Below are 19,338 nucleotides of genomic sequence, written 5' to 3' on the forward strand. Positions count from 1 at the left end.
AATGAGCGGCGTTTTCTTTGAATTTGGAGCGGGAAACGAGACTCGAACTCGCGACCCCGACCTTGGCAAGGTCGTGCTCTACCAACTGAGCTATTCCCGCAAATGGCGTCCCCTAGGGGACTCGAACCCCTGTTACCGCCGTGAAAGGGCGGTGTCCTAGGCCACTAGACGAAGGGGACACGCTGCCCGGAACACATGGTGTGTGTTTCGGTGCCCAGATCCGCATCCGAAGATTTGGTTCTGGTTTCACTCAGCCCTGCCCGAAAGCAAAGCCGTTTAAAACTGGAGCGGGAAACGAGACTCGAACTCGCGACCCCGACCTTGGCAAGGTCGTGCTCTACCAACTGAGCTATTCCCGCATTGGCGTCCCCTAGGGGACTCGAACCCCTGTTACCGCCGTGAAAGGGCGGTGTCCTAGGCCACTAGACGAAGGGGACACACGTACAACATTCACTCCCTACCGCGTTTCGCTGTGTGCTTTACGCTGTAAGTGGCGCGCATTCTATGGATGGATTGAGGGGTCGTCAACCCCCAGATATAAATTTATTTAAATCAATGACTTCGCCCTGCTTTCAGCAGCGATTCAGGCTTTTCCGTCGCCTGACCTTTGGCGCCTATATTCTGGCTTCCAGCAAGGCGCTATAGTCCACACCGAGATGATGGCACTGTGCACCTCACACGCTATTTACTTATATATGCAGCGTTACGGCCGATATAAGCAAAGCCATAGCCGATTCAACTCGTCGAGCGGCCCTAGGCGCCCAAATGCCAAGCCACTACACTCGACACGCACGCGAACCCTATATAAGAGGTCTTACCGGTGACACCACTCATGATCACCCTGCTAGTCGTAGCCGGGATCGCACTATTGATCGCCATTGGCTACATGAACCATGTGGTGGAGAACAATAAGCTGGAAAAGGCCCGCACCAAGGTTGAACTCAATGACCGCCTGCGTCGCTGCGGCGAAATCACCGAGACCTTCCCCGGTCAGTTGATGACGCCGACGCTCAAGCTGCTATTGACCCGTCTGGAACTGAACGTCTGCCAGCGCCTGCTGAACCTGGAAAAAACCAACGCCACGTTGAAGGCACGGATTACCGAGCTGAGTGCCTTGGTCGCCCAGGGCGAATCGATCCCGGTCAACAACCCGCCGGCACCGATCCAGACCGAAGCCAAAGCCAAAGACGTGCGCTTCCTGCTCGAAGCCATGCATGGCCAGATCACCCGCGCCGCACAGGACGGCTTCCTGCCGACCAACGAAGCCAAGCGCTGGATCCGCGAAGTGCGCCACATCCTGGTCCTGCTGCACATCGAATTCTTCAACAACCTGGGCCAGCATTCTCTACAACAGAACCAGCCCGGCCAGGCTCGCCTGGCCTTTGAACGCGGTGTGCAATACCTGCGCAAACAACAGGAACCGCAGATTTACGCTGAACAGCTGGAATACCTGGAGAAACTCCTGGCCCGCGCCAACGCCCAGGTCATGGACAAGATCGCTCCGGTAGAAGGCGAGATGAACCAATTGACTGAAGGCCTCAAAGACGTCGAGGCGGATGCCGACTGGAAGAAAAAAGCGATCTACGACTGATCACGCAAATGCTGAAAAGCCACCGGGTCAGGTGGCTTTTTTTTGCGTTGGGATTGATGGAGAGGCAGCCCCTACAACCTGAAGTGCCCCACCATCCCCTTCAACTCACCCCCCAACTGCGCCAACTCAATACTCGACGCCGCATTGCCCTGCATCGCCAGCGACGACTGATCCGCACTGGCGCGAATACTGGTGACACTGCGATTGATCTCCTCGGCCACTGAACTCTGCTCTTCCGCAGCCGCCGCAATCTGCTGGTTCATCTGCTGAATCAACGACACCGCTGCCGCAATGCTCCCCAAGGCGCTCTCGGTCTGCAACGCATCGCTTACCGCCAGCTTCACCAACTCGCCACTGTTCTGAATCTGCTGCACCGACGACTGCGCCGCCGAGCGCAAGGCACTGACCAGCCGTTCGATTTCTTCGGTCGATTGCTGGGTTCGCTTGGCCAATGCCCGAACTTCATCGGCCACCACCGCAAAGCCCCTGCCCTGCTCACCGGCCCGCGCCGCCTCGATGGCCGCATTGAGCGCCAACAGGTTGGTCTGCTCGGCGACGCTTTTGATCACGCTGAGCACCGTGCCAATGTTCTGGATTTCCGCACTGAGGCTTTCGATGCTGGAGCTGGCCGAGGTGGCCGAGTCCGCCAATTGTTCGATCCGCGCCATGCTCTGACGCACCACCTGCTGACCGCTTTCGACCTTGCCATCGGCAGTCTGCGCGGCCTGGGCGGCTTCCTCCGCGTTACGTGCAACGTCATGCACCGTGGCGGTCATCTGGTTCATCGCGGTGGCGACCTGCTCGGTTTCTTCCTTCTGGCTGCTGACTTCAAGGTTGGTCTGTTCGGTCACCGCCGACAGTGATTGAGCAGAGCTTGCCAGCTGTTCGATACCGGCTTGCAAACCACTGACGATATTGCTGAGCCCTGCGCCCATTTGCTGCATGGCTTGCATCAACTGGCCGATCTCGTCACGGCGGGTCACTTCAATCGTTGCACTCAAATCGCCCGCAGCGATCTGCTGAGCCACACGAATCACACTGCGCAGCGGCGCGACGATCAACCGGGTGATCACCCACGCAGCAATCAGCCCCACCAGCAAGGCCAGTGCCGAGGAGCCGATGATCAATAGCGAGTTCTTTTTCAGCTCTGCCTGCATCGACTGATCTTCGGCAACGTAGGCCTGATCCACCCGCGCCACCACTTGAGCGGCGCGCTGGTGAAGTTGCTCGTAGACGGTCTTTTCCTGCGCCAACAAGCCGGTGTACTCGGCGAGTTTTTCACTGAAACCGGCGATGTGACCGGACACTTCATTGAGGACGGTCTGGTACCCCTCATCCTTGATCGTGGTTTTCAGTTGCCCGGCCTGCGTCAATGCCTGATCGGCCTGCTCGATCTTGCCCTGCCCGCCGCTATCGTCGCCCTTGCGGCTCTGGTCCAGGCGTACGCGCGCTTCGTTCATGGCCTGCAACATCAACCGCGAAACCTGGCTGACCTGATTGGCTTGCTCGATGAATTGTGCGCCGTCCTTGCCTTCGGATTCTTTCAAGGTATAGGCACCATCGTCGGCGAGACCGGCCTGCAGTACGTCCAGGTTATTGGCCACGCTGGAGACCGACCAACTGGCCATTTCCAGCGCCAGATCCTTGGCCTGACTCAGCGAGACAAACTCGTCAAAAGCCTTGCGATAGGCCCCCAGAGATTGTTCGACATCATTCATGACCGGCACATTGGTCGCCGACTGAGCCTTGAGTTCGGTTGCCAGAGCGACCAGAGCGTCCACCCCGGCGCGCAAGGCGTCCGCGGTTTTCGGATTACCGTGCAAGGCGTATTCCTGCTCGAGCAGGCGAACCTTGAGCAAACCACTGTTGAGCGACGACATCTGCTTGAGCCCGTCGAAGCGATGGCTGATGGTTTGCAGGGACCATACGCCAATGGCCGCGACCAGTGCGGTCAATAGCAGCACCAGTACAAACCCGACACCCAGTTTTTTCGCCATACCGAGGTTGGCAAAACGTCCTTGCACGGCCGAAATCATTGCGCTTAGTCCCCTGCCATTGTCTGTTGATGCAGATTCGCAACGGGCCGGTGCCAACACAAGTCTCTGGCGTCGGAATAATGGCAAAAAGCTACGCCCGCGTCGCTTTCAGAACGCTTGAGGTCGATCCCGAGCGGTGGCCTGAAAAAATGCCCGGGCACGAGGATCACAGGCATAAGCTACGTTGATCCGCTGCCAGTCATGAGCCTGGCCAGTCGGACTGAACGCCGTTGGACAAGACAGCAGGACACCGTAGCGCCGCGCCTGAGTCCGCACCTGAGCATAGTCAGCGTTGCGTGAGCGCGCCCAGATGAACAGGCCACCCACCGGTTTGCCGAAAACCTCCCATTCGGCGTCTTCAAGTATTTGCAAGGCCGCTTCCCTGTCAGTACTTAATCGCTGACGCTGACGCTGCACCAACTTGCGATAGGCACCACTGGCCAACAAACAAGCCAGTACCGACTCGCTGAATCGTGAAGCGCCCATGCTGCTGATCATCTTGACCCTGGCCAGTCGCAAAATAACATCGGCACCAGCCACGACAAAGCCGACCCGTAACGAACTGCTGAGGGTTTTGGAGTAGCTGCCGACATAGATCACGTTGTCATCAATGCCGAGTGCCGCAAGGCGCGTGCCGGGGCCGCTGTGCAAATCCGCATAGACGTCGTCTTCAATCACCAGCACGCCATTTTTTTTGGCAAGTTGCAGAACTTGCTGAGCCACCGCCGGGGTCAGACTGCTGCCGGTGGGGTTGTGATAAAAGCTGTTGATGAACAAGCCACGGGGTTTGTGCTTCAGCAACAATGCCTCGAGGGCATGGGTGTCTGGCCCGTGAGGGGTTCGCGGCACCTCGATCATGCTGATCCCGTGCAGCCTGAGCAGCTCGAACAGCATCGAATAGCCCAGACTCTCCACCACCACGCAATCGCCCGTTTTGAATAAAGTCCGTACGATCAGGTCGAGCCCATGACTGGCCCCCGCCGTAGTCAGGATTCGGCTTTCATCCACCGTGATATTCAGCTGTTTCAATCGTTTAAGGATCTGCTGACGCAAGGCAGGCAAGCCCAGCGGCGTGCTGTAGTTGAACAATCCGGCCATGTCGGTGCGGCTGACCTGGCGTATGGCGTAGCCCAGGTCGTCAGTCTCGCGCCAGCTTTCGGGTAATCCGCCACAACCCAGTTTCAGTTCACCGACGTGGCTGCTTTGCTTTTCCTCAACCCCTTCGAACCAGGGAAGATCCTGTTGCCCCTGAGCAGCCAGCGCCGTTACCGCGACAAAGAAACCCGTCCCGTTACGCGTTGCCAGTAACCCTTGAGCCACAAGCCGTTCACAGGCCTCGACGACACTGGATTGACTGAGCAGATTGATCCGCGCGATTTGCCGCACGGAAGGTAAACGCATCCCCGGTGACACCTCGCCGCGACGGAGCCATTCGGCCAATGCGTCGACGATTTGCTGCACGACAGGCACCAATGCCTCTCGATCGATTCTCAACTCCATGAGCAAGCAAACTCCTCTCCGTTTTGCGGGAAACAGTTAATCACAGGAGCGCTCGAGAAGATGTGCGACAACGCCGCCAAAACCCTCGGTTCTAACCATTTGAAACACATTGACCGGTGTCGTCAGGGAACCGGCGCTTGAAGAAGTGGGCAAAACATTAAAACGCCGTGACCCCGCCATCCACCGCCAGCGAATGCCCGGTGGTGAATGCCGCGCCGTCGCTACACAGGTACAGCACCGCGCTGGCAATTTCTTCGACCTTGCCGATACGCCCGACCGGGTGCATGGCGTTGGCGAATTCGCCCTTCTTCGGGTCCGCTTCATAGGCTCGACGGAACATGTCGGTGTCGATCACCGCCGGGCACACCGCATTCACGCGAATCTTCTTCTTGGCGTATTCGATGGCCGCCGATTTGGTCAGGCCGATCACCGCGTGTTTCGAGGCGGCGTAGATGCTCATCTTCGGCGCAGCCCCCAGGCCGGCGACCGACGCGGTGTTAACGATCGCGCCGCCACCCTGGGCCAGCAGCAATGGCAACTGATACTTCATGCACAGCCAGACGCCTTTGACGTTGACGCCCATGATCGCGTCAAACTCATCGATCGTGCCGTCGGCCAGTTTGCCTTTCTCGATTTCGATACCGGCGTTGTTGAAGGCATAGTCGAGACGGCCGTAGGTATTCACCACCTCGTCCATCAGATTTTTTACATCGCTTTCCACAGTGACATTGCAGCGCACGAAAGTCGCTTCACCGCCCGCGGTGCGAATCAGTGCCACAGTGCCTTCACCACCGGCCGCGTCCAGATCGGCGACCACCACTTTCAAACCTTCGGCTGCGAACGCCAAAGCGGTCGCGCGGCCAATACCATTGGCCGCGCCTGTCACAACGGCGACCTGGCCGGAAAACGTCATGCTCATTGTTATGTCCTCGGAGGGAAGAATGCGGGGGATCGCGTGTGCCCAGTCTAGTCATAGGGGCGTATGGCACGGCAGCACTATCAGAAGGCCGGTTGGTTGCCCATGAGTTGCAGTGATAGAACCGGCGCCCTGACTATCACTGCACTGGATCGATGTGCATTCGCAGCGTCAGCCAACCTTGCAGCATCGCCAATGAAGGTCTATCAACAAGACTTCATTCATCTTGAGTGCCTGTCATGACTACCCAGATCAATCGCCAGTTCCTGCTCGCCAAACGTCCCGTGGGCGCGGCTACCCGCGAGACTTTCACCTATCAGGAAGTACCGGTCGGCGAACCGGCGGCGGGTCAGATCCTGGTCAAGAACGAATACTTGTCCCTGGACCCGGCCATGCGTGGCTGGATGAACGAGGGCAAGTCCTACATCCCGCCCGTCGGCATTGGCGAAGTCATGCGTGCATTGGGTGTAGGCAAAGTCATCGCTTCGAACAATCCGGGTTTCGTCGTGGGGGACTACGTCAATGGCGCCCTCGGCGTGCAGGATTACTTCCTCGGCGAGCCACGAGGTTTCTACAAGGTCGATCCGAAACTGGCACCGCTGCCGCGCTATTTATCCGCGCTGGGCATGACCGGGATGACTGCCTACTTTGCCTTGCTCGATGTCGGCGCACCGAAAGCAGGTGATACCGTGGTGTTGTCGGGCGCGGCCGGTGCGGTGGGCAGCATTGCCGGGCAGATCGCCAAGATCAAAGGTTGCCGTGTGATCGGCATTGCCGGCGGCGCGGACAAGTGCAAGTTCCTGATCGATGAACTGGGTTTTGACGGTGCCATCGACTACAAAAACGAAGACGTACACGCCGGCCTCAAACGCGAATGCCCGAAAGGCGTCGACGTGTATTTCGATAACGTCGGCGGCGATATTCTCGATGCCGTGCTGAGCCGGCTGAACATGAAGGCGCGGGTGGTGATTTGCGGCGCCATCAGCCAGTACAACAAAGAAGCGGTCAAAGGCCCGGCCAACTACCTGTCGCTGCTGGTCAACCGCGCGCGGATGGAAGGCTTTGTGGTGATGGATTACGCCGCCCAGTTCGGCGCTGCCGGGCAGGAAATGGCCGGGTGGATGGCCAAGGGGCAGCTCAAGAGCAAGGAAGACATCGTTGAAGGACTGGAAACATTCCCGGAGACGCTGATGAAATTGTTCAGCGGCGAGAATTTCGGGAAGTTGGTGTTGAAGGTTTAACCCGGTATTTTGAAAGAATCACAAAACCCTGTGGGAGCGGGCTTGCCCGCGATGAGGGCGTGTCAGTCAACATCAATCTTGTCTGATACACCGCTATCGCGGGTAAGCCCGCTCCCACAGGTTTAGTGGCGTTTAAGCGAGTTCGGCAACAACCGCCGCCAGCGCCTTCGCCGGATCCGCCGCCTGGCTGATCGGACGACCAATCACCAGGTAGTCGGAACCTGCCTCCAACGCCTGACGCGGGGTCAGGATGCGGCGTTGATCGTCCTGGGCGCTGCCCGCCGGACGAATTCCCGGGGTCACCAGTTGCAACGACGGGTGAGCAGCCTTCAAGGCCTGGGCTTCCAGGGCCGAGCAGACCAGACCGTCCATCCCGGCTTTTTCGGCCAGCGCGGCCAGGCGCAGCACCTGCTCCTGTGGCTCGATGTCCAGACCGATACCCGCCAGATCCTCACGCTCCATGCTGGTCAGCACGGTCACGCCGATCAACAGCGGTTTCGGGCCGGTACGCTGATCGAGCACTTCACGGCAGGCGGCCATCATGCGCAGACCGCCGGAGCAGTGCACGTTGACCATCCACACGCCCATTTCTGCGGCGGCCTTGACGGCCATGGCGGTGGTGTTCGGAATGTCGTGGAACTTGAGGTCCAGGAACACTTCGAAACCTTTGTCGCGCAGGGTGCCGACGATTTCCGAGGCGCAACTGGTGAACAGTTCTTTACCGACTTTGACCCGGCACAGCTTCGGGTCCAGTTGATCGGCCAGCTTCAGTGCGGCGTCACGGGTAGGGAAATCCAGGGCGACGATGATAGGCGTCTGGCAGGCGGACATGAGTGGGCTCTCAGGCAAGTCGAAATCGGCGCGCATTGTAGCGGAACCAGGGCCGCTGCGGGACCCGATGATCGGTAATTCGTCGTCGCGGTCAAGACAAGACTAGCTCCTGCGTCAATTGTGTCGAGTTCGATACACACACGACACGCCCACAACACCCTCCAACGCTACCCTCGGCAGCCGCAACAGGTCCTACAGCACTTCCCGCCTCACGGCCGGACGCCTATGCTGAAGCCACAACCTCGCAGCCTATCTTTGTGGTTGGCAGCCTATCTGGCAGATGAACGCACGCATGCACAACTCCCCAGCACCTCTGAACGACGATCAAAAAGCGCCGGCCGACGATAAACGCTGGAGCATTCGCGCCCTGATCGTCGACGATGACGTCCCGATCCGCGAACTGATGATCGACTACCTGGCCCGGTTCAGTATCCACGCCAGCGGCGTCACCGATGGCGCCGCGATGCGTCAGGCGCTGCAAGCCGAGCATTTCGACGTGGTGGTGCTCGACCTGATGCTGCCGGGCGAAGACGGCTTGTCGCTGTGCCGCTGGTTGCGCGCCGAATCGGACATTCCGATCCTGATGCTCACCGCCCGCTGCGAACCCACCGACCGGATCATCGGCCTGGAACTGGGCGCCGACGACTACATGGCCAAGCCATTCGAGCCGCGGGAACTGGTCGCACGGATTCAGACCATTCTGCGTCGAGTGCGCGACGACCGCACCGAACAGCGTGCGAATATTCGCTTCGACACCTGGCGTCTCAACAGCGTACTGCGCCAATTGATCGCCGCCGATGGCCTGGTGGTGCCGCTGTCCAACGCCGAATTCCGCTTGCTCTGGGTGTTCATCGAACGTCCGCGCCGGGTACTCAGCCGCGAACAGCTGCTGGACGCCGCCCGTGGTCGCTCGATCGAAGCCTTTGATCGCAGCATCGACTTGCTCGTCTCGCGCCTGCGCCAGAAACTGGGCGATGACCCGAAAGCCCCACAACTGATCAAGACCGTTCGCGGCGAGGGTTATCTGTTCGACGCACGAGACATCGGCTGATGCGTGCGCGCTTCGATACGCTGTTCGGCCGCCTGTTTGGCGTGCTGCTGCTGGCGATCGTACTGGCGCACCTGTTGGCGTTCTTCTGGTTCAGGCATTACGGTCCACCGCCTCCCCCTCCTCCGCCGTCGGAATTTTCCGAACGCTTCGACGGACAACGCCCACCGCCGGATCCGCGCTTCGGCAACCGGCCGCCACGGCCGTGGTTCGGCGGGCCGCTGGTGCCGCTGACCTTTCAGTTTGTCTCGCTGATCATCGCCGCCTGGTACGGCGCCAAGTTGCTGACCCGGCCGATTCAACGCCTGAGCGACGCCGCCGAGCGCCTGAGTGAAAATCTCGACAGTCCACCGCTGGATGAGTCCGGCCCACGGGAAGCGCGGCAAGCGGCCCACACCTTCAACCTGATGCAACAACGCATTCTGCAGCAAGTGCAGCAGCGCTCACGAATGCTTGGCGCGGTGTCCCACGACCTGCGCACGCCGCTGTCGCGGCTCAAGCTGCGGCTGGAACAGATCGATGACGACAAGCTGCAAGGCCAGATGCGTCAGGACCTGGACGACATGATCAGCATGCTCGATTCCACCCTCACCTACCTGCACGAACAGCGCACCAGCGAGGCGCCGCAATGGATGGACGTGCAGGCGCTGGTGGAATCCCTGAGCGAAAACGCCCAGGACCAGGGTTCCAATGTCCAGGCCAGCGGTCATTGCGCGCCGCTGCAGGTTCAGCCGATGGCCTTGCGCTCATGCATCAATAACCTGCTGGACAACGCCCTGCGTTATGCCGGGGACGCGCTGATCACGCTTGAAGACAGCCGCGAGGAACTGGTGATCCGGGTCATCGACCATGGCCCGGGTATCGCGGCGGATAAACGTGAAGCGGTGTTCGAACCATTCTTTCGTCTGGAAGGTTCACGTAATCGCAACTCCGGCGGCGTCGGTCTGGGCATGACCATCGCCCGGGAAGCAGCGGAGCGTTTGGGTGGGCAGTTGAGCCTGGAAGAGACCTTCGGTGGTGGTTTAACCGCAGTCATCCGCCTGCCCCGTCTCTAAGCCACAACAAGCTCGCTCCCACAGGATCTGAGCCGACCAATAGTTGTGTGTGTGTGTGTGTGTGTGTGTGTGTGTGTGTGTACCCATCGGTACAAACCCCACATACCCACGACAACTCACCCCTTGAGGCTGCATAAGCCGGTGCACTCACCGGTTTCCCATTCCAAGGAGTGAGCACAATGATCGGTAGTGTCAGCAACTACACGAGCTATACCAGCACCAGCAGCACCTCCACCAACAGCGCCCGCAGCCAGCAATTCCAGAAAGAACTGCTCGCCAAACTCGACAGCAACAGCGACGGCGCGGTGGATCAGGACGAGCTCACGAGCGCCCTGTCGCAGAAAACCGACGACGGCCTGCTGGTCAGCCTGAGCAAAAACTTCAGCGACCTGGACAGCGACGAAAGCGGCAGCCTGAGCAGCGAAGAAATGGCCGCGATGGCTCCACCGCCGCCACCGCGTGATCAGGCGCCGAGCACAGAACTGGCCGATGCGCTGATCAGCGCCCTGGACACTGACGGCGACAGTGCCATCAGCAGCGATGAACTGAGCAACGGCCTGACCAGCGCCGGCAGCACGGCCGACAGCACAGAAATCTTCTCGGCCCTGGACAAGAACGAAGACGGCACCGTCAGCCAGGACGAACTCGTCGCCAGCCTGACCCCAACACCGCCGCCACCTCAGCAGATGTCCAGCGAAGAACTGTTCAGCCAGCTCGATACCGACAGTGACGGCAGTGTCACAACCACCGAACTGAGCAGCGCCCTGGCCAGCGACAGCACCTCCTCGACCAGCACCGACACCAGCGCCGCATTGCTCAAGGTCCTGGATAGCGACAGCAGCGGTGGCGTCAGCAGCGATGAACTGAAAGCCGCCCTGCAAGCCGGCCGCGAGCAGAACACTGACAGCTCCACCGATCAGTTCAACGCGACCGAAGCCCTGAACAAAATGATCGCCAACCTGAGCAAGCAGTACTCGCTCGACAACGTGGCGACCGTGGGCAAATACCTGAACGTGGCAACCTGAGTCAAAAGCTTCGCGGGCGGTGCGTCGATCCGACTTGCCCGCGAAGAGGCCCTAAGCCCCAACAAAAAACTCAGGGCCGGATAGCTTCAACCCGGGCCTGGCTCCCCACACAATAAAAAATCGCCATTCCTGTGTTGATCGTTCCCACGCTCTGCGTGGGAACGCAGCCCGGGACGCTCCGCGTCCCCTCCAGAGCCGAACGCGGAGCGTCCGTTGAGGCATTCCCACGCAGAGCGTGGGAACGATCATGAAAGACCCACCATCTCGTTTAACCGGCGTTCGAAAAGGGGACGTATTTATTTACCGTTCGCTCCGCCTGAACCAGGGCCTGAGTGATCAATAAACAAAGATGTTTAATCGACATCTCCAGAAACTCTCTCAGGCTACACAACCTTGCGTCGCTGCCTACAGCTGCGCCAGAATCCGCCGGCTTGTGTGTCTTGGGGTCGGGCTCTATCGTTTCCGGGTCGCTGACGAATCAGCGATCGGGTTTCGCAGCCCGGATTAATCAAGGCGCACAGCGCCACCGTTCCTTTTCAGATAACGTTTTTTTCGTTCGCTGAATTGCGTTATGGCGGCTGTGCGCGGGAGATCTTCGGGTCTGCCGGGTTCCTTGATTCCCGGTCTGCGAACCTGCGTACAGCTGCCACCTCCCTTCGTTTCGCAGCGAATCGTGGCGGCTCCACTAATCAAGGAGTATCACTATGTTCAAAGCCACACCCAATCCCCCTGAAACCGACCCAACTTCCCCCTACGAATCCCTCGATTCGAAAAAACTCCACGAAGCCGCCGACCGCGCCCTCGATCACTACCTCAAACCACCCACCCCCAAAGACACCAAGCGCAAACCCAGCACCATTTACCACGTCGGCGCCAAGGTCGATAACGAAACCCTGCTGGTCAACGCCTGCGAATCCCTGGCGTCGGCGAGCGTGATGCTCAGTGAGTTCGCCGGATTGATGGACATGCCACATCGCAACATGATGTTGGGGATTCAATCGGTGGTCATGCTTGGTGAATTGGCGGTGAACCGGGTGCTGGATAACCTCGATCCTCGAGGCTAGCGAAGAACCTGTAACCGATCGTTCCCACGCTCTGCGTGGGAATGCCTCAACGGACGCTCCGCGTTCGGCTCTAGAGGGGACGCGGAGCGTCCCGGGCTGCATTCCCACGCAGAGCGTGGGAACGATCAACCCGCCATTCCTTCTCACAGGAATGGCGGGTTTTGTCGTTTCAGATCACACCGTATCCACCTTCAACGAATGGTCGTTGAGCATGCCGTTGATGATCGTCGCCGTATCCGCCCCACCGGCAATCACCCCACCCGCCCCTGGCGTTACACCGTAATGGCTGGCCAGATTCACACCCGCCAGGTCGATGGTCTGGTTCGGTGTGGCGCCGGCCATGGCGCTGACGTCGATGCTGGTAATCACCGAGGCGCCACTGCCGCTGACGGTGAAGTGCAGGTAGTCATCCAGTGACGCCGCGGTGCCGTTTTCGCCTTGCAGCAGTTGCGACAGGTCGAGTTTGTCGGTGCCTGGGGTGAAGTCGGTGATGACGTCGTGGCCGCTGTTGCCCTTGAGCCACTGGAAGGTGTCGTCACCGCTGCCGCCGGTGAGGGTGTTGTTGCCGAGGCCGCCGATGAGGAAGTCGTCGCCGCCCCCGCCGTTGAGCACATCGTTACCCAAACCGCCGTTGATGATGTTGCTGTTGTTGTCACCCATGAGGCTGTCATTGAAGTTTGAGCCAGTGAGGTTTTCGATGCCGGTCAGGGTGTCAGTGCCCGCGCCAAGGGTGTTCTGCGCGGTAAGCAGGCCCAGGTCGACAGTGACCCCGGCAGTGGCGTGGGCGTAGTTCGCGGTGTCGTTGCCAGTGCCGCCGTCGAGCAGGTCATTGCCCGCTCCGCTGAACAGCAAGTCGTTGCCGGCGCCACCGTGCATTTCGTTGTTGCCTGAACCTGCGGTGAGCACATCATTACCGTCGCCGGCATTGATGACGTTGTTGCCAGCGCCCGCCACCAGTACGTCGTCCCCCGAAGTGCCGGTCAGCGTATGGCCGTCCTGATAGCTGATGGTCACATTGGCCGAGTCGCTGCCGCCGTGGTTGTCGTTGGCGGTGTAGCTGCCGTGGAAGTCCGGCGTGGCATCGTGGGCTCCGGCGTAGTTGACGGTCATGGTCAACTGGTAGTTTTCCGCCCCCTTCCCGCTGTTGCCCGGACCACCGTCGTCGATGTTGGTGATGTGGATCTGGTACGTGGCGTCTGCCGTGGCGGTGATGGTTTGGCCGTCGGCGATGGCAATGAAAGCTCCACCGTTGACCGAGTACTCCATGGTGATATGACCGACCGCCAGGTTGTGGTCCAGGTTGAGGGTTTCACCCTGTTTGAGGTTGACGGTGATCCGGTCCTCATCATTGGTATTGTTGGCGTTGACCGACCCCAGTGCTCCGCTGACCACCAATACTGCCGTCATGGCTGCGGTGTTGGCGACGAATGCGCTACGGGCGATGGTCACTGCCTGGACATTGTTGCCGGTGAAGCTGAAGTTCGGGTTGGTGCCGGTAAAGTCCCCGCCCCTGACCGTCCAGCCGGTATTGAAGGTGGTCGGCGATGCGGTGAGCGGGTCGCCATTGACGTCGCTGTCGTTGGCCAGCAGCAATTCGCCCGGCAGCACAATGCTGCCCGACAGCACGTTGGTGATGACGTGGTCATCGACCGCCACCGGAGGCGTGTTCGGAATCACGTTGATCACCAGGGTGGAGCTGGCCAGATCGCCGTCATTGTCGCTGACGGTGAAGCCGATGTTTTCGGTGATGACCGCGGCCGTGGTTTTCTGCGAGAGGTAGGTGTATTCCCCGGTGTCGAGGTTCACCAATAGGGTGCCGCTGTCGTCAGTGGCGATGCTCAGGGTGTTATTGGCGGTGTTGAACGTGCCGTGGTTGGCGCCGCCGCTGAAGCTCAGCGACCCCTGATTACTGTTGGCTTTTGGATCGTAGGTATAAGTGGTGCCGTCGATCGTGAGGGATTTGATGAATCCGCCATCGGCGCCGAATGTACCACCCTCGCCCAGCAACGAACCGGTGACTGGCGCACCTTGCACGGTGCCCGAGAGTACCGAGTTGAGTTGATTGAGGTCGGTCACTATCACGGCGTTGGTGTTGGTGTGCGTGCTGCCGTCATAGGCCACCGGATCGAGGCTGTCGTTACTGACGCCACTGCCCAGGCCGATGGCGTAGTTCTTGATGCCATTGGCGTCGAGGAAGGCTTTGAGCGCGGTCTCGTCCGCGGTGCCGATGTCGCCTTCGTTGGGTTTGCCATCGGAGAAGAAGTAGCCGACGTTCTGCGCCCCGATCAGTTTGCCCGAGGTATTGAACGCGGTTTGCATGGTCGCCACGGCTGCGTCGTAGTTGGTGCCGCCGCCCTCGCTGAGACCAGCGATGAGCGACTTGGCGGTCGCCACATCGACCCACACAGAGGTCAGGTCCGTGGCGCTGCTGCTGAAGGTGACGATCTGCACTTTCACATCGCCGAGGTCGTCGTACTTGTCCAGCAGTGCGCTGATCGCCTGTTTGGCCAGGTCCAGCCGCGATAGACCCGACACGCCGGAAGGGTCGACCATGCTCCCGGACACATCGATCACCAGAAGCAGGTTGGAGTCGATCTGCACCGCGGGCACCGAACGCTCCGAGGCGACGGCGTTGGGTACGTCATCGACGATGCTGACCACAAGGGTGCCGGTGGTGCTGTTGCCCACGGCATCGGTGGCGGTATAGGTGAAGCTTTCGTTCAGCGTATTCGCGCCGTCGTTGGCGTTGGGCGAAGTTTTCGGCGCCGAGGTCAGGGTGTAGGTGTAGCTGCCGTCGGGGTTGAGCAGGATCTGCCCGTAGGTTCCGGTGGCGCTGCCGACCAGGGTGTAAGTGATCGCACCGCTGGCGCCGGTGACCGCACCGACCAGCGTACCGGAGCCGGTTTCGCCGGTGTTGCCAGGTTCGCTGCCGGTGACGCTGCCCGCCGCCAGGTCCTGGCCGTCCCGGGTCAAATCCAGGGCTTTTTCGTAGACGGTCACGTCGGTATCGGTGACCGTTACGAGGCAGTTGTTGGACACGTCGATGGTCAGGGTGGTGGTGCTTTCATCGCCATCAGCATCGCGCACGGTATAGGTGAATACATCCGTGGCGCCCGGCTCGCCGACCGAGTTCGGGTTGCTGTGGTACACGGCGTTGCCGTTGGCATCCAGCGTCAGGTAGCCATAGCTGCCGATGATTTGCGTGTTCAAACCGCCGATGGCCGAGGTCGAGGTGTCGCTGCCGGCGCGTACGCCGATCACCGCACCACCCACTGCCGGGCCGTCAGCACCGAGCACATCGTTGTCCAGCACATTACCGCTGACTGTCCCGCCCTCCACCACCGAGACTGAATCGCAGTGCGCAGTCGGCACGTCATCGACGATGTTGATCACGATGGTACTGGTGACGCTGTTGCCTAGAGAATCGGTGGCCTGATAGGTGAAGCTTTCGCTCAGGGTGTTCGGTCCGTCGTTGGCATGGGGCGTGGTCGCTGGTGCGGTCGTCAGGGTGTAGGTGTAACTGCCATCCGGGTTGAGCAGGATTTGCCCATAAGTCCCGGTGGTGCTACCGACCAACGTGTAAGTGATCACGCCAGTAGCGCCGGTGACGGAACCGACCAAGGTGCCGCTGGCAGTTTCGCCGGTATTGCCAGGCTCACTGCCGGTGGCCGTGCCTGCCGCCAGGTCCTGGCCATCCTGGGTCAAATCCAGGGCTTTCTCCTGAACCGTCACGTCGCTATCGCTGACCGCCACGAGGGTGCAGTCGGCCACGTTGATGGTGATGGTCGTGGTGCTTTCATCGCCGTCGGCATCGCGCACGGTGTAGGTGAACACATCCGTGGCGCCCGGCGCGCTGACCGAATTCGGGTTGCTGTGGTACACGGCGTTGCCGTTGGCATCCAGGGTCAGGTAGCCGTAGGTGCCGTTGATTTGCGTATTCAGACCGCCAACAGCAGAAGTCGAAGTGTCGCTGCCGGCGCGCACGCCGACCACTGCACCACCCGACGCAGGACCGTCAGCACCGAGCACATCATTGCCCAACACATTCCCGCTGACCGTTCCACCCTCCACCACCGAGACTGCATCGGCGTGAGCGGTGGGTACGTCATCGACGATGTTGATCACGATGGTACTGGTGACGCTGTTACCCAAAGGATCGGTCGCTTGATAGGTGAAACTTTCGCTCAGGGTATTCGGCCCGTCGTTGGCGTGGGGTGTGGTCGTTGGTGCGGAGGTCAGGGTGTAGGTGTAGCTGCCATCCGGGTTGAGGAGGATTTGCCCGTAGGTTCCGGTAGCGCTGCCGACCAACGTGTAAGTGATCGTACCAGTGGTGCCGGTGACCGAGCCGACCAACGTGCCGGAGGCGGTTTCACCGGTGTTGCCGGGCTCGCTGCCGGTGGCCGTGCCTGCCGCCAGGTCCTGGCCATCCTGGGTCAAATCCAGGGCCTTTTCGTTAACCGTCACGTCGCTATCGCTGGCTGCTACGAGGGTGCAGTCCGCCACGTTAATGGTGATGGTCGTGGTGCTTTCATCGCCATCGGCATCACGCACGGTGTAGGTGAATACGTCCGTGGCGCCCGGCGCGCTGACCGAATTCGGATTGCTGTGGTACACGGCGTTGCCATTGGCATCCAGGGTCAGGTAGCCATAGGTGCCGTTGATTTGCGTGTTCAGGCCGCCGATGGCTGAAGTCGACGTGTCGCTGCCGGCGCGCACGCCGACCACCGCACCACTGAGTGCCGGGCCGTCAGCGCCACCCACGTCATTGTTCAGCACGTTGCCCGAGGCCGTTGCGCCTTCGGCGATCGTGGCGAGATCAGGATTGGCTGTGGGCAAGTCATCGACGATGTTGACGTTGATCTGACCCAATGCCGTACTGCCATCGATGTCGGTGGCGACGACATCGAGGTTCTCGGTGATGCTGTTGGCGCCGTTGGCGTTCGGGTGGGTTTCATTATCCGTCAGGGTGTAGCTGTAGCTGACCACGCCGGTCGTGCTGTTGAAACCGGTGATGGTCAGCGTATTGCCGAGCGCAGTGACAATCGATTGCGGGAAGCCTGCGGCCACACCGCTGGTGACCACCGCGATGCCGCCCACGGTCAGGGTTTGCAAACCGTCGAGGGCGGTGACGGTGAAGGTGCCGCTCTGGGTCAAGGCCGGTGTGTTGGGGCTGGTGCCGTCGCTGAGGTTTTTCTCGTAAACGGTGAGTTCACCGCCGTTGACGTTCAGGCCATCGAGGGTCACTGGGTCATCGTTGTTATGGATGTTCAGCACCAGCGTCGCGGTGCTGGTATCGCCGTCGGAATCGGTGAGGGTGTAAACGAAACTCTCGGTAGCGTTGCCACCACCGTTCAGGGCTTTGAAATCGGCGTCGCCGGTGTTCAGGGTGTAGGTGTAGGTGCCGTTGGGATTGAGTACCAGCGTGCCGTAAGTCCCATTGAACGTGCCACCGATGATCGGCCCGCTGTCGGGGCCGGTGGCAATGCGGTCAGCGCCCTGGACGTCATTGGGCAGCACGCTGCCGGTCAGGGTCAGCAGGGTTTCCGAGGCGCTATTGGCGTTGGTGTCGTCGATGGCTTTGGGCACATCGTCGGTGATGTTGACGTCCAGCGAACCGGTGGCGGTATCGCCGTTGCTGTCACTCGCGACCACGGTGAACTGTTCACTGAGGTTGTTGGCGCCGTCGCCAGCCGCGTGGGTTTCGTTGCCGACCAGGGTGTAGCTGTAACTCACCACGCCGGTGGCCGGATTATAGCCGGTGATCGTCAGGGTGTTGCCCAGTTGCGTGGTGATCGACTGCGGAAAACCGGCGGGCACACCGCCACTGATCACGTTAATCCCGCCGATGTTCAAGCTGGTCAGCCCGTCTGCCGCAATGACTGTGAAGGTGCCGTTTTGAATCAGCGCTCCAGGGGTGCTGGCCGAACCGTCCGCCAGGTGGGCTTCATTGAGGGTCAGTTCGCCTCCCGCCACCGAAAGGCCAATGAGGGTGACCGGGTTATTCAGCGCGCCTGTACCTCCTGCACCATCAGCACCGTTGTCGCCGTTGTCCGGGTCCCGGCGTTCCAGGGGGAATTCGGGAATACCGTTGAAGCCCGCGGTGGGGAAACCAATCGTGGGATCGACCCGGCCCCCCACTTCCTCCAGCAACACAAAACTGTGACCGCCGCCCAATCCACCCGGCGCGCCCGAGGCGCCTGGCCCGGCGGCGGTGGCTTCACCGGTCTGGGTCGGGTCGGCGCCGGCGGCAATGGCTTTTTGCAGTTGCTCGACATCGGTCAGTTGCGCCTGGCTCGGCGTTACCGCATCGGCGGTCTCCACGTGCGGGACCTGATGCGCCAGTAATTGGGTCGTCATCTGCAGGCTGCTGTCACGCCCCAGGGTCAGCTCCTGGCCATTTTTCAACTGCACCGCCACCGCGCCTTCGGCCCCGGTGACCAGTTGCTCGCCGGCAAACAGCCGATCGCCCTCGACCAGTGTGCGTCGGGTGCCATCACCCGCCACTGCGTACACCTGACCGATGACCTTACTGACGATACCGATGAGCGTTGCCATGTGCATTTCCTCCGCTGCCAACTGCTGTCGGCATCCTGTTTGCGCGAAGACGTGCTCATGGTTCAGGCAGGTTGTCTGGCGGATTGCTTGCCGAGAAAGCGTTTACCTGAGGTAAACCGCTGCCTCCCGACGCTCTCGCCAGGCGTGTCGCTCGCAAGGGGAATTTCTGGATCGGGATAAAACCCTGTGCAATCAACGGCATCGGGGTCCACTTCCAAAATAACCGCCCTGCGAACGATGCGTAACGGTTTTGAATCACTCGAGCGACAAAAAATTGTCGCCTCTAAACCGTCTCGCTTCCCTCCCCTCCAGCACTTCTTCGCTCTGTGTCGAAAAGTGAATTGAACTTTCCTCAAGCCCTTCGATGCTCCTTAGAGCTCATAAACAAAGGCTTTCGCATTGAACAATGTGCTGGATTTTTCAGAGCGCATAAGTTTTTTTCGGCATAAGCCTTATGAGAAATCCTTCTTAGCTTC

The 19,338-nt window shown here is 60.2% G+C and carries 11 protein-coding genes, 4 tRNA genes and 1 pseudogene; 6 read left to right on the plus strand and 10 right to left on the minus strand.

Annotated features, from left to right (window positions below; translation table 11 throughout):
• Positions 1 to 24: 24 nt before the first annotated feature.
• From PSH97_RS20905 to PSH97_RS20920, 4 genes are all read right to left on the minus strand, one after another.
• Positions 25 to 100 (minus strand) — tRNA-Gly (locus PSH97_RS20905).
• A 3-nt stretch (positions 101 to 103) separates the two neighbouring features.
• Positions 104 to 179 (minus strand) — tRNA-Glu (locus PSH97_RS20910).
• 104 nt (positions 180 to 283) lie between these two features.
• Positions 284 to 359: transfer RNA gene (locus tag PSH97_RS20915), tRNA-Gly, on the minus strand.
• A gap of 2 nt (positions 360 to 361) precedes the next feature.
• Positions 362 to 437: transfer RNA gene (locus PSH97_RS20920), tRNA-Glu, on the minus strand.
• Between the two features lie 395 nt (positions 438 to 832).
• Here PSH97_RS20920 and PSH97_RS20925 point away from each other — a divergent pair.
• The gene (locus PSH97_RS20925) at positions 833 to 1,591 is read left to right on the plus strand and encodes a hypothetical protein (protein ID WP_305446533.1); all 759 of its coding nucleotides are present in this window, start codon (positions 833 to 835) and stop codon (positions 1,589 to 1,591) included.
• Between the two features lie 71 nt (positions 1,592 to 1,662).
• Here the strand turns inward: PSH97_RS20925 and PSH97_RS28630 are convergent, their stop codons facing one another.
• The 4 genes and pseudogenes from PSH97_RS28630 to PSH97_RS20940 form a co-directional block, all read right to left on the minus strand.
• Positions 1,663 to 2,544 (minus strand): methyl-accepting chemotaxis protein, encoded by an 882-nt coding sequence (locus PSH97_RS28630; protein WP_407682188.1) that lies wholly within the window; start codon positions 2,542 to 2,544, stop codon positions 1,663 to 1,665.
• Positions 2,545 to 2,571: 27 nt separating this feature from the next.
• Positions 2,572 to 3,627, minus strand: a pseudogene (locus PSH97_RS28635) (methyl-accepting chemotaxis protein); the annotation flags it as partial.
• Positions 3,628 to 3,735: 108 nt separating this feature from the next.
• Positions 3,736 to 5,127 carry an aminotransferase-like domain-containing protein gene (locus PSH97_RS20935; protein WP_305446535.1) on the minus strand — a complete coding sequence of 464 codons (1,392 nt, stop codon included), beginning with the start codon at positions 5,125 to 5,127 and terminating at the stop codon, positions 3,736 to 3,738.
• A 157-nt stretch (positions 5,128 to 5,284) separates the two neighbouring features.
• Complete coding sequence (locus tag PSH97_RS20940; RefSeq protein WP_201060620.1) at positions 5,285 to 6,046, minus strand: SDR family oxidoreductase; 762 nt, start codon at positions 6,044 to 6,046, stop codon at positions 5,285 to 5,287.
• A 236-nt stretch (positions 6,047 to 6,282) separates the two neighbouring features.
• Here PSH97_RS20940 and PSH97_RS20945 point away from each other — a divergent pair, with 236 nt between their 5' ends.
• On the plus strand, positions 6,283 to 7,284 hold the full coding sequence (locus PSH97_RS20945) for an NADP-dependent oxidoreductase (protein WP_305446536.1): 1,002 nt from the start codon (positions 6,283 to 6,285) through the stop codon (positions 7,282 to 7,284).
• 132 nt (positions 7,285 to 7,416) lie between these two features.
• Here PSH97_RS20945 and pyrF read toward each other — a convergent pair whose 3' ends face one another.
• Positions 7,417 to 8,115 (minus strand): orotidine-5'-phosphate decarboxylase, encoded by a 699-nt coding sequence (gene pyrF, locus PSH97_RS20950; protein WP_305446537.1) that lies wholly within the window; start codon positions 8,113 to 8,115, stop codon positions 7,417 to 7,419.
• A 292-nt stretch (positions 8,116 to 8,407) separates the two neighbouring features.
• On the opposite strand from pyrF, the gene PSH97_RS20955 reads away from it, so the two are divergent.
• From PSH97_RS20955 to PSH97_RS20970, 4 genes are all read left to right on the plus strand, one after another.
• Complete coding sequence (locus PSH97_RS20955; RefSeq protein ID WP_223484365.1) at positions 8,408 to 9,166, plus strand: response regulator; 759 nt, start codon at positions 8,408 to 8,410, stop codon at positions 9,164 to 9,166.
• Entirely contained in the window at positions 9,166 to 10,218 is a 1,053-nt protein-coding gene (locus PSH97_RS20960) for a sensor histidine kinase (protein ID WP_305446538.1), read from the plus strand. The genes PSH97_RS20955 and PSH97_RS20960 overlap by 1 nt, the downstream gene beginning before the upstream one ends.
• Positions 10,219 to 10,397: 179 nt before the next feature.
• Complete coding sequence (gene xopAW, locus PSH97_RS20965) at positions 10,398 to 11,243, plus strand: XopAW family type III secretion system calcium-binding effector (protein WP_305446539.1); 846 nt, start codon at positions 10,398 to 10,400, stop codon at positions 11,241 to 11,243.
• A 704-nt stretch (positions 11,244 to 11,947) separates the two neighbouring features.
• Entirely contained in the window at positions 11,948 to 12,307 is a 360-nt protein-coding gene (locus PSH97_RS20970) for a DUF6124 family protein (protein ID WP_305446540.1), read from the plus strand.
• 174 nt (positions 12,308 to 12,481) lie between these two features.
• On the opposite strand, the gene PSH97_RS20975 is transcribed toward PSH97_RS20970, so the two are convergent.
• A complete protein-coding gene (locus PSH97_RS20975) occupies positions 12,482 to 18,862 on the minus strand; it encodes a retention module-containing protein (RefSeq protein WP_305446541.1) in 6,381 nt (2,126 codons plus the stop codon).
• Positions 18,863 to 19,338 lie beyond the last annotated feature (476 nt).

It is taken from the genome of Pseudomonas cucumis, from assembly GCF_030687935.1.
Classification (GTDB): Bacteria; Pseudomonadota; Gammaproteobacteria; order Pseudomonadales; family Pseudomonadaceae; genus Aquipseudomonas; species Aquipseudomonas cucumis.

Excerpts from the sequence above, each read along its gene's own strand:
- PSH97_RS20925 (WP_305446533.1), top strand. The coding sequence starts at position 833 with ATGATCACCCTGCTAGTCGTAGCCGGGATCGCACTATTGATCGCCATT.
- PSH97_RS28630 (WP_407682188.1), bottom strand. The coding sequence starts at position 2,544 with ATGCAAGCCATGCAGCAAATGGGCGCAGGGCTCAGCAATATCGTCAGT.
- PSH97_RS20935 (WP_305446535.1), bottom strand. The coding sequence starts at position 5,127 with ATGGAGTTGAGAATCGATCGAGAGGCATTGGTGCCTGTCGTGCAGCAA.
- PSH97_RS20940 (WP_201060620.1), bottom strand. The coding sequence starts at position 6,046 with ATGAGCATGACGTTTTCCGGCCAGGTCGCCGTTGTGACAGGCGCGGCC.
- PSH97_RS20945 (WP_305446536.1), top strand. The coding sequence starts at position 6,283 with ATGACTACCCAGATCAATCGCCAGTTCCTGCTCGCCAAACGTCCCGTG.
- pyrF (WP_305446537.1), bottom strand. The coding sequence starts at position 8,115 with ATGTCCGCCTGCCAGACGCCTATCATCGTCGCCCTGGATTTCCCTACC.
- PSH97_RS20955 (WP_223484365.1), top strand. The coding sequence starts at position 8,408 with ATGCACAACTCCCCAGCACCTCTGAACGACGATCAAAAAGCGCCGGCC.
- PSH97_RS20960 (WP_305446538.1), top strand. The coding sequence starts at position 9,166 with ATGCGTGCGCGCTTCGATACGCTGTTCGGCCGCCTGTTTGGCGTGCTG.
- xopAW (WP_305446539.1), top strand. The coding sequence starts at position 10,398 with ATGATCGGTAGTGTCAGCAACTACACGAGCTATACCAGCACCAGCAGC.
- PSH97_RS20970 (WP_305446540.1), top strand. The coding sequence starts at position 11,948 with ATGTTCAAAGCCACACCCAATCCCCCTGAAACCGACCCAACTTCCCCC.
- PSH97_RS20975 (WP_305446541.1), bottom strand. The coding sequence starts at position 18,862 with ATGGCAACGCTCATCGGTATCGTCAGTAAGGTCATCGGTCAGGTGTAC.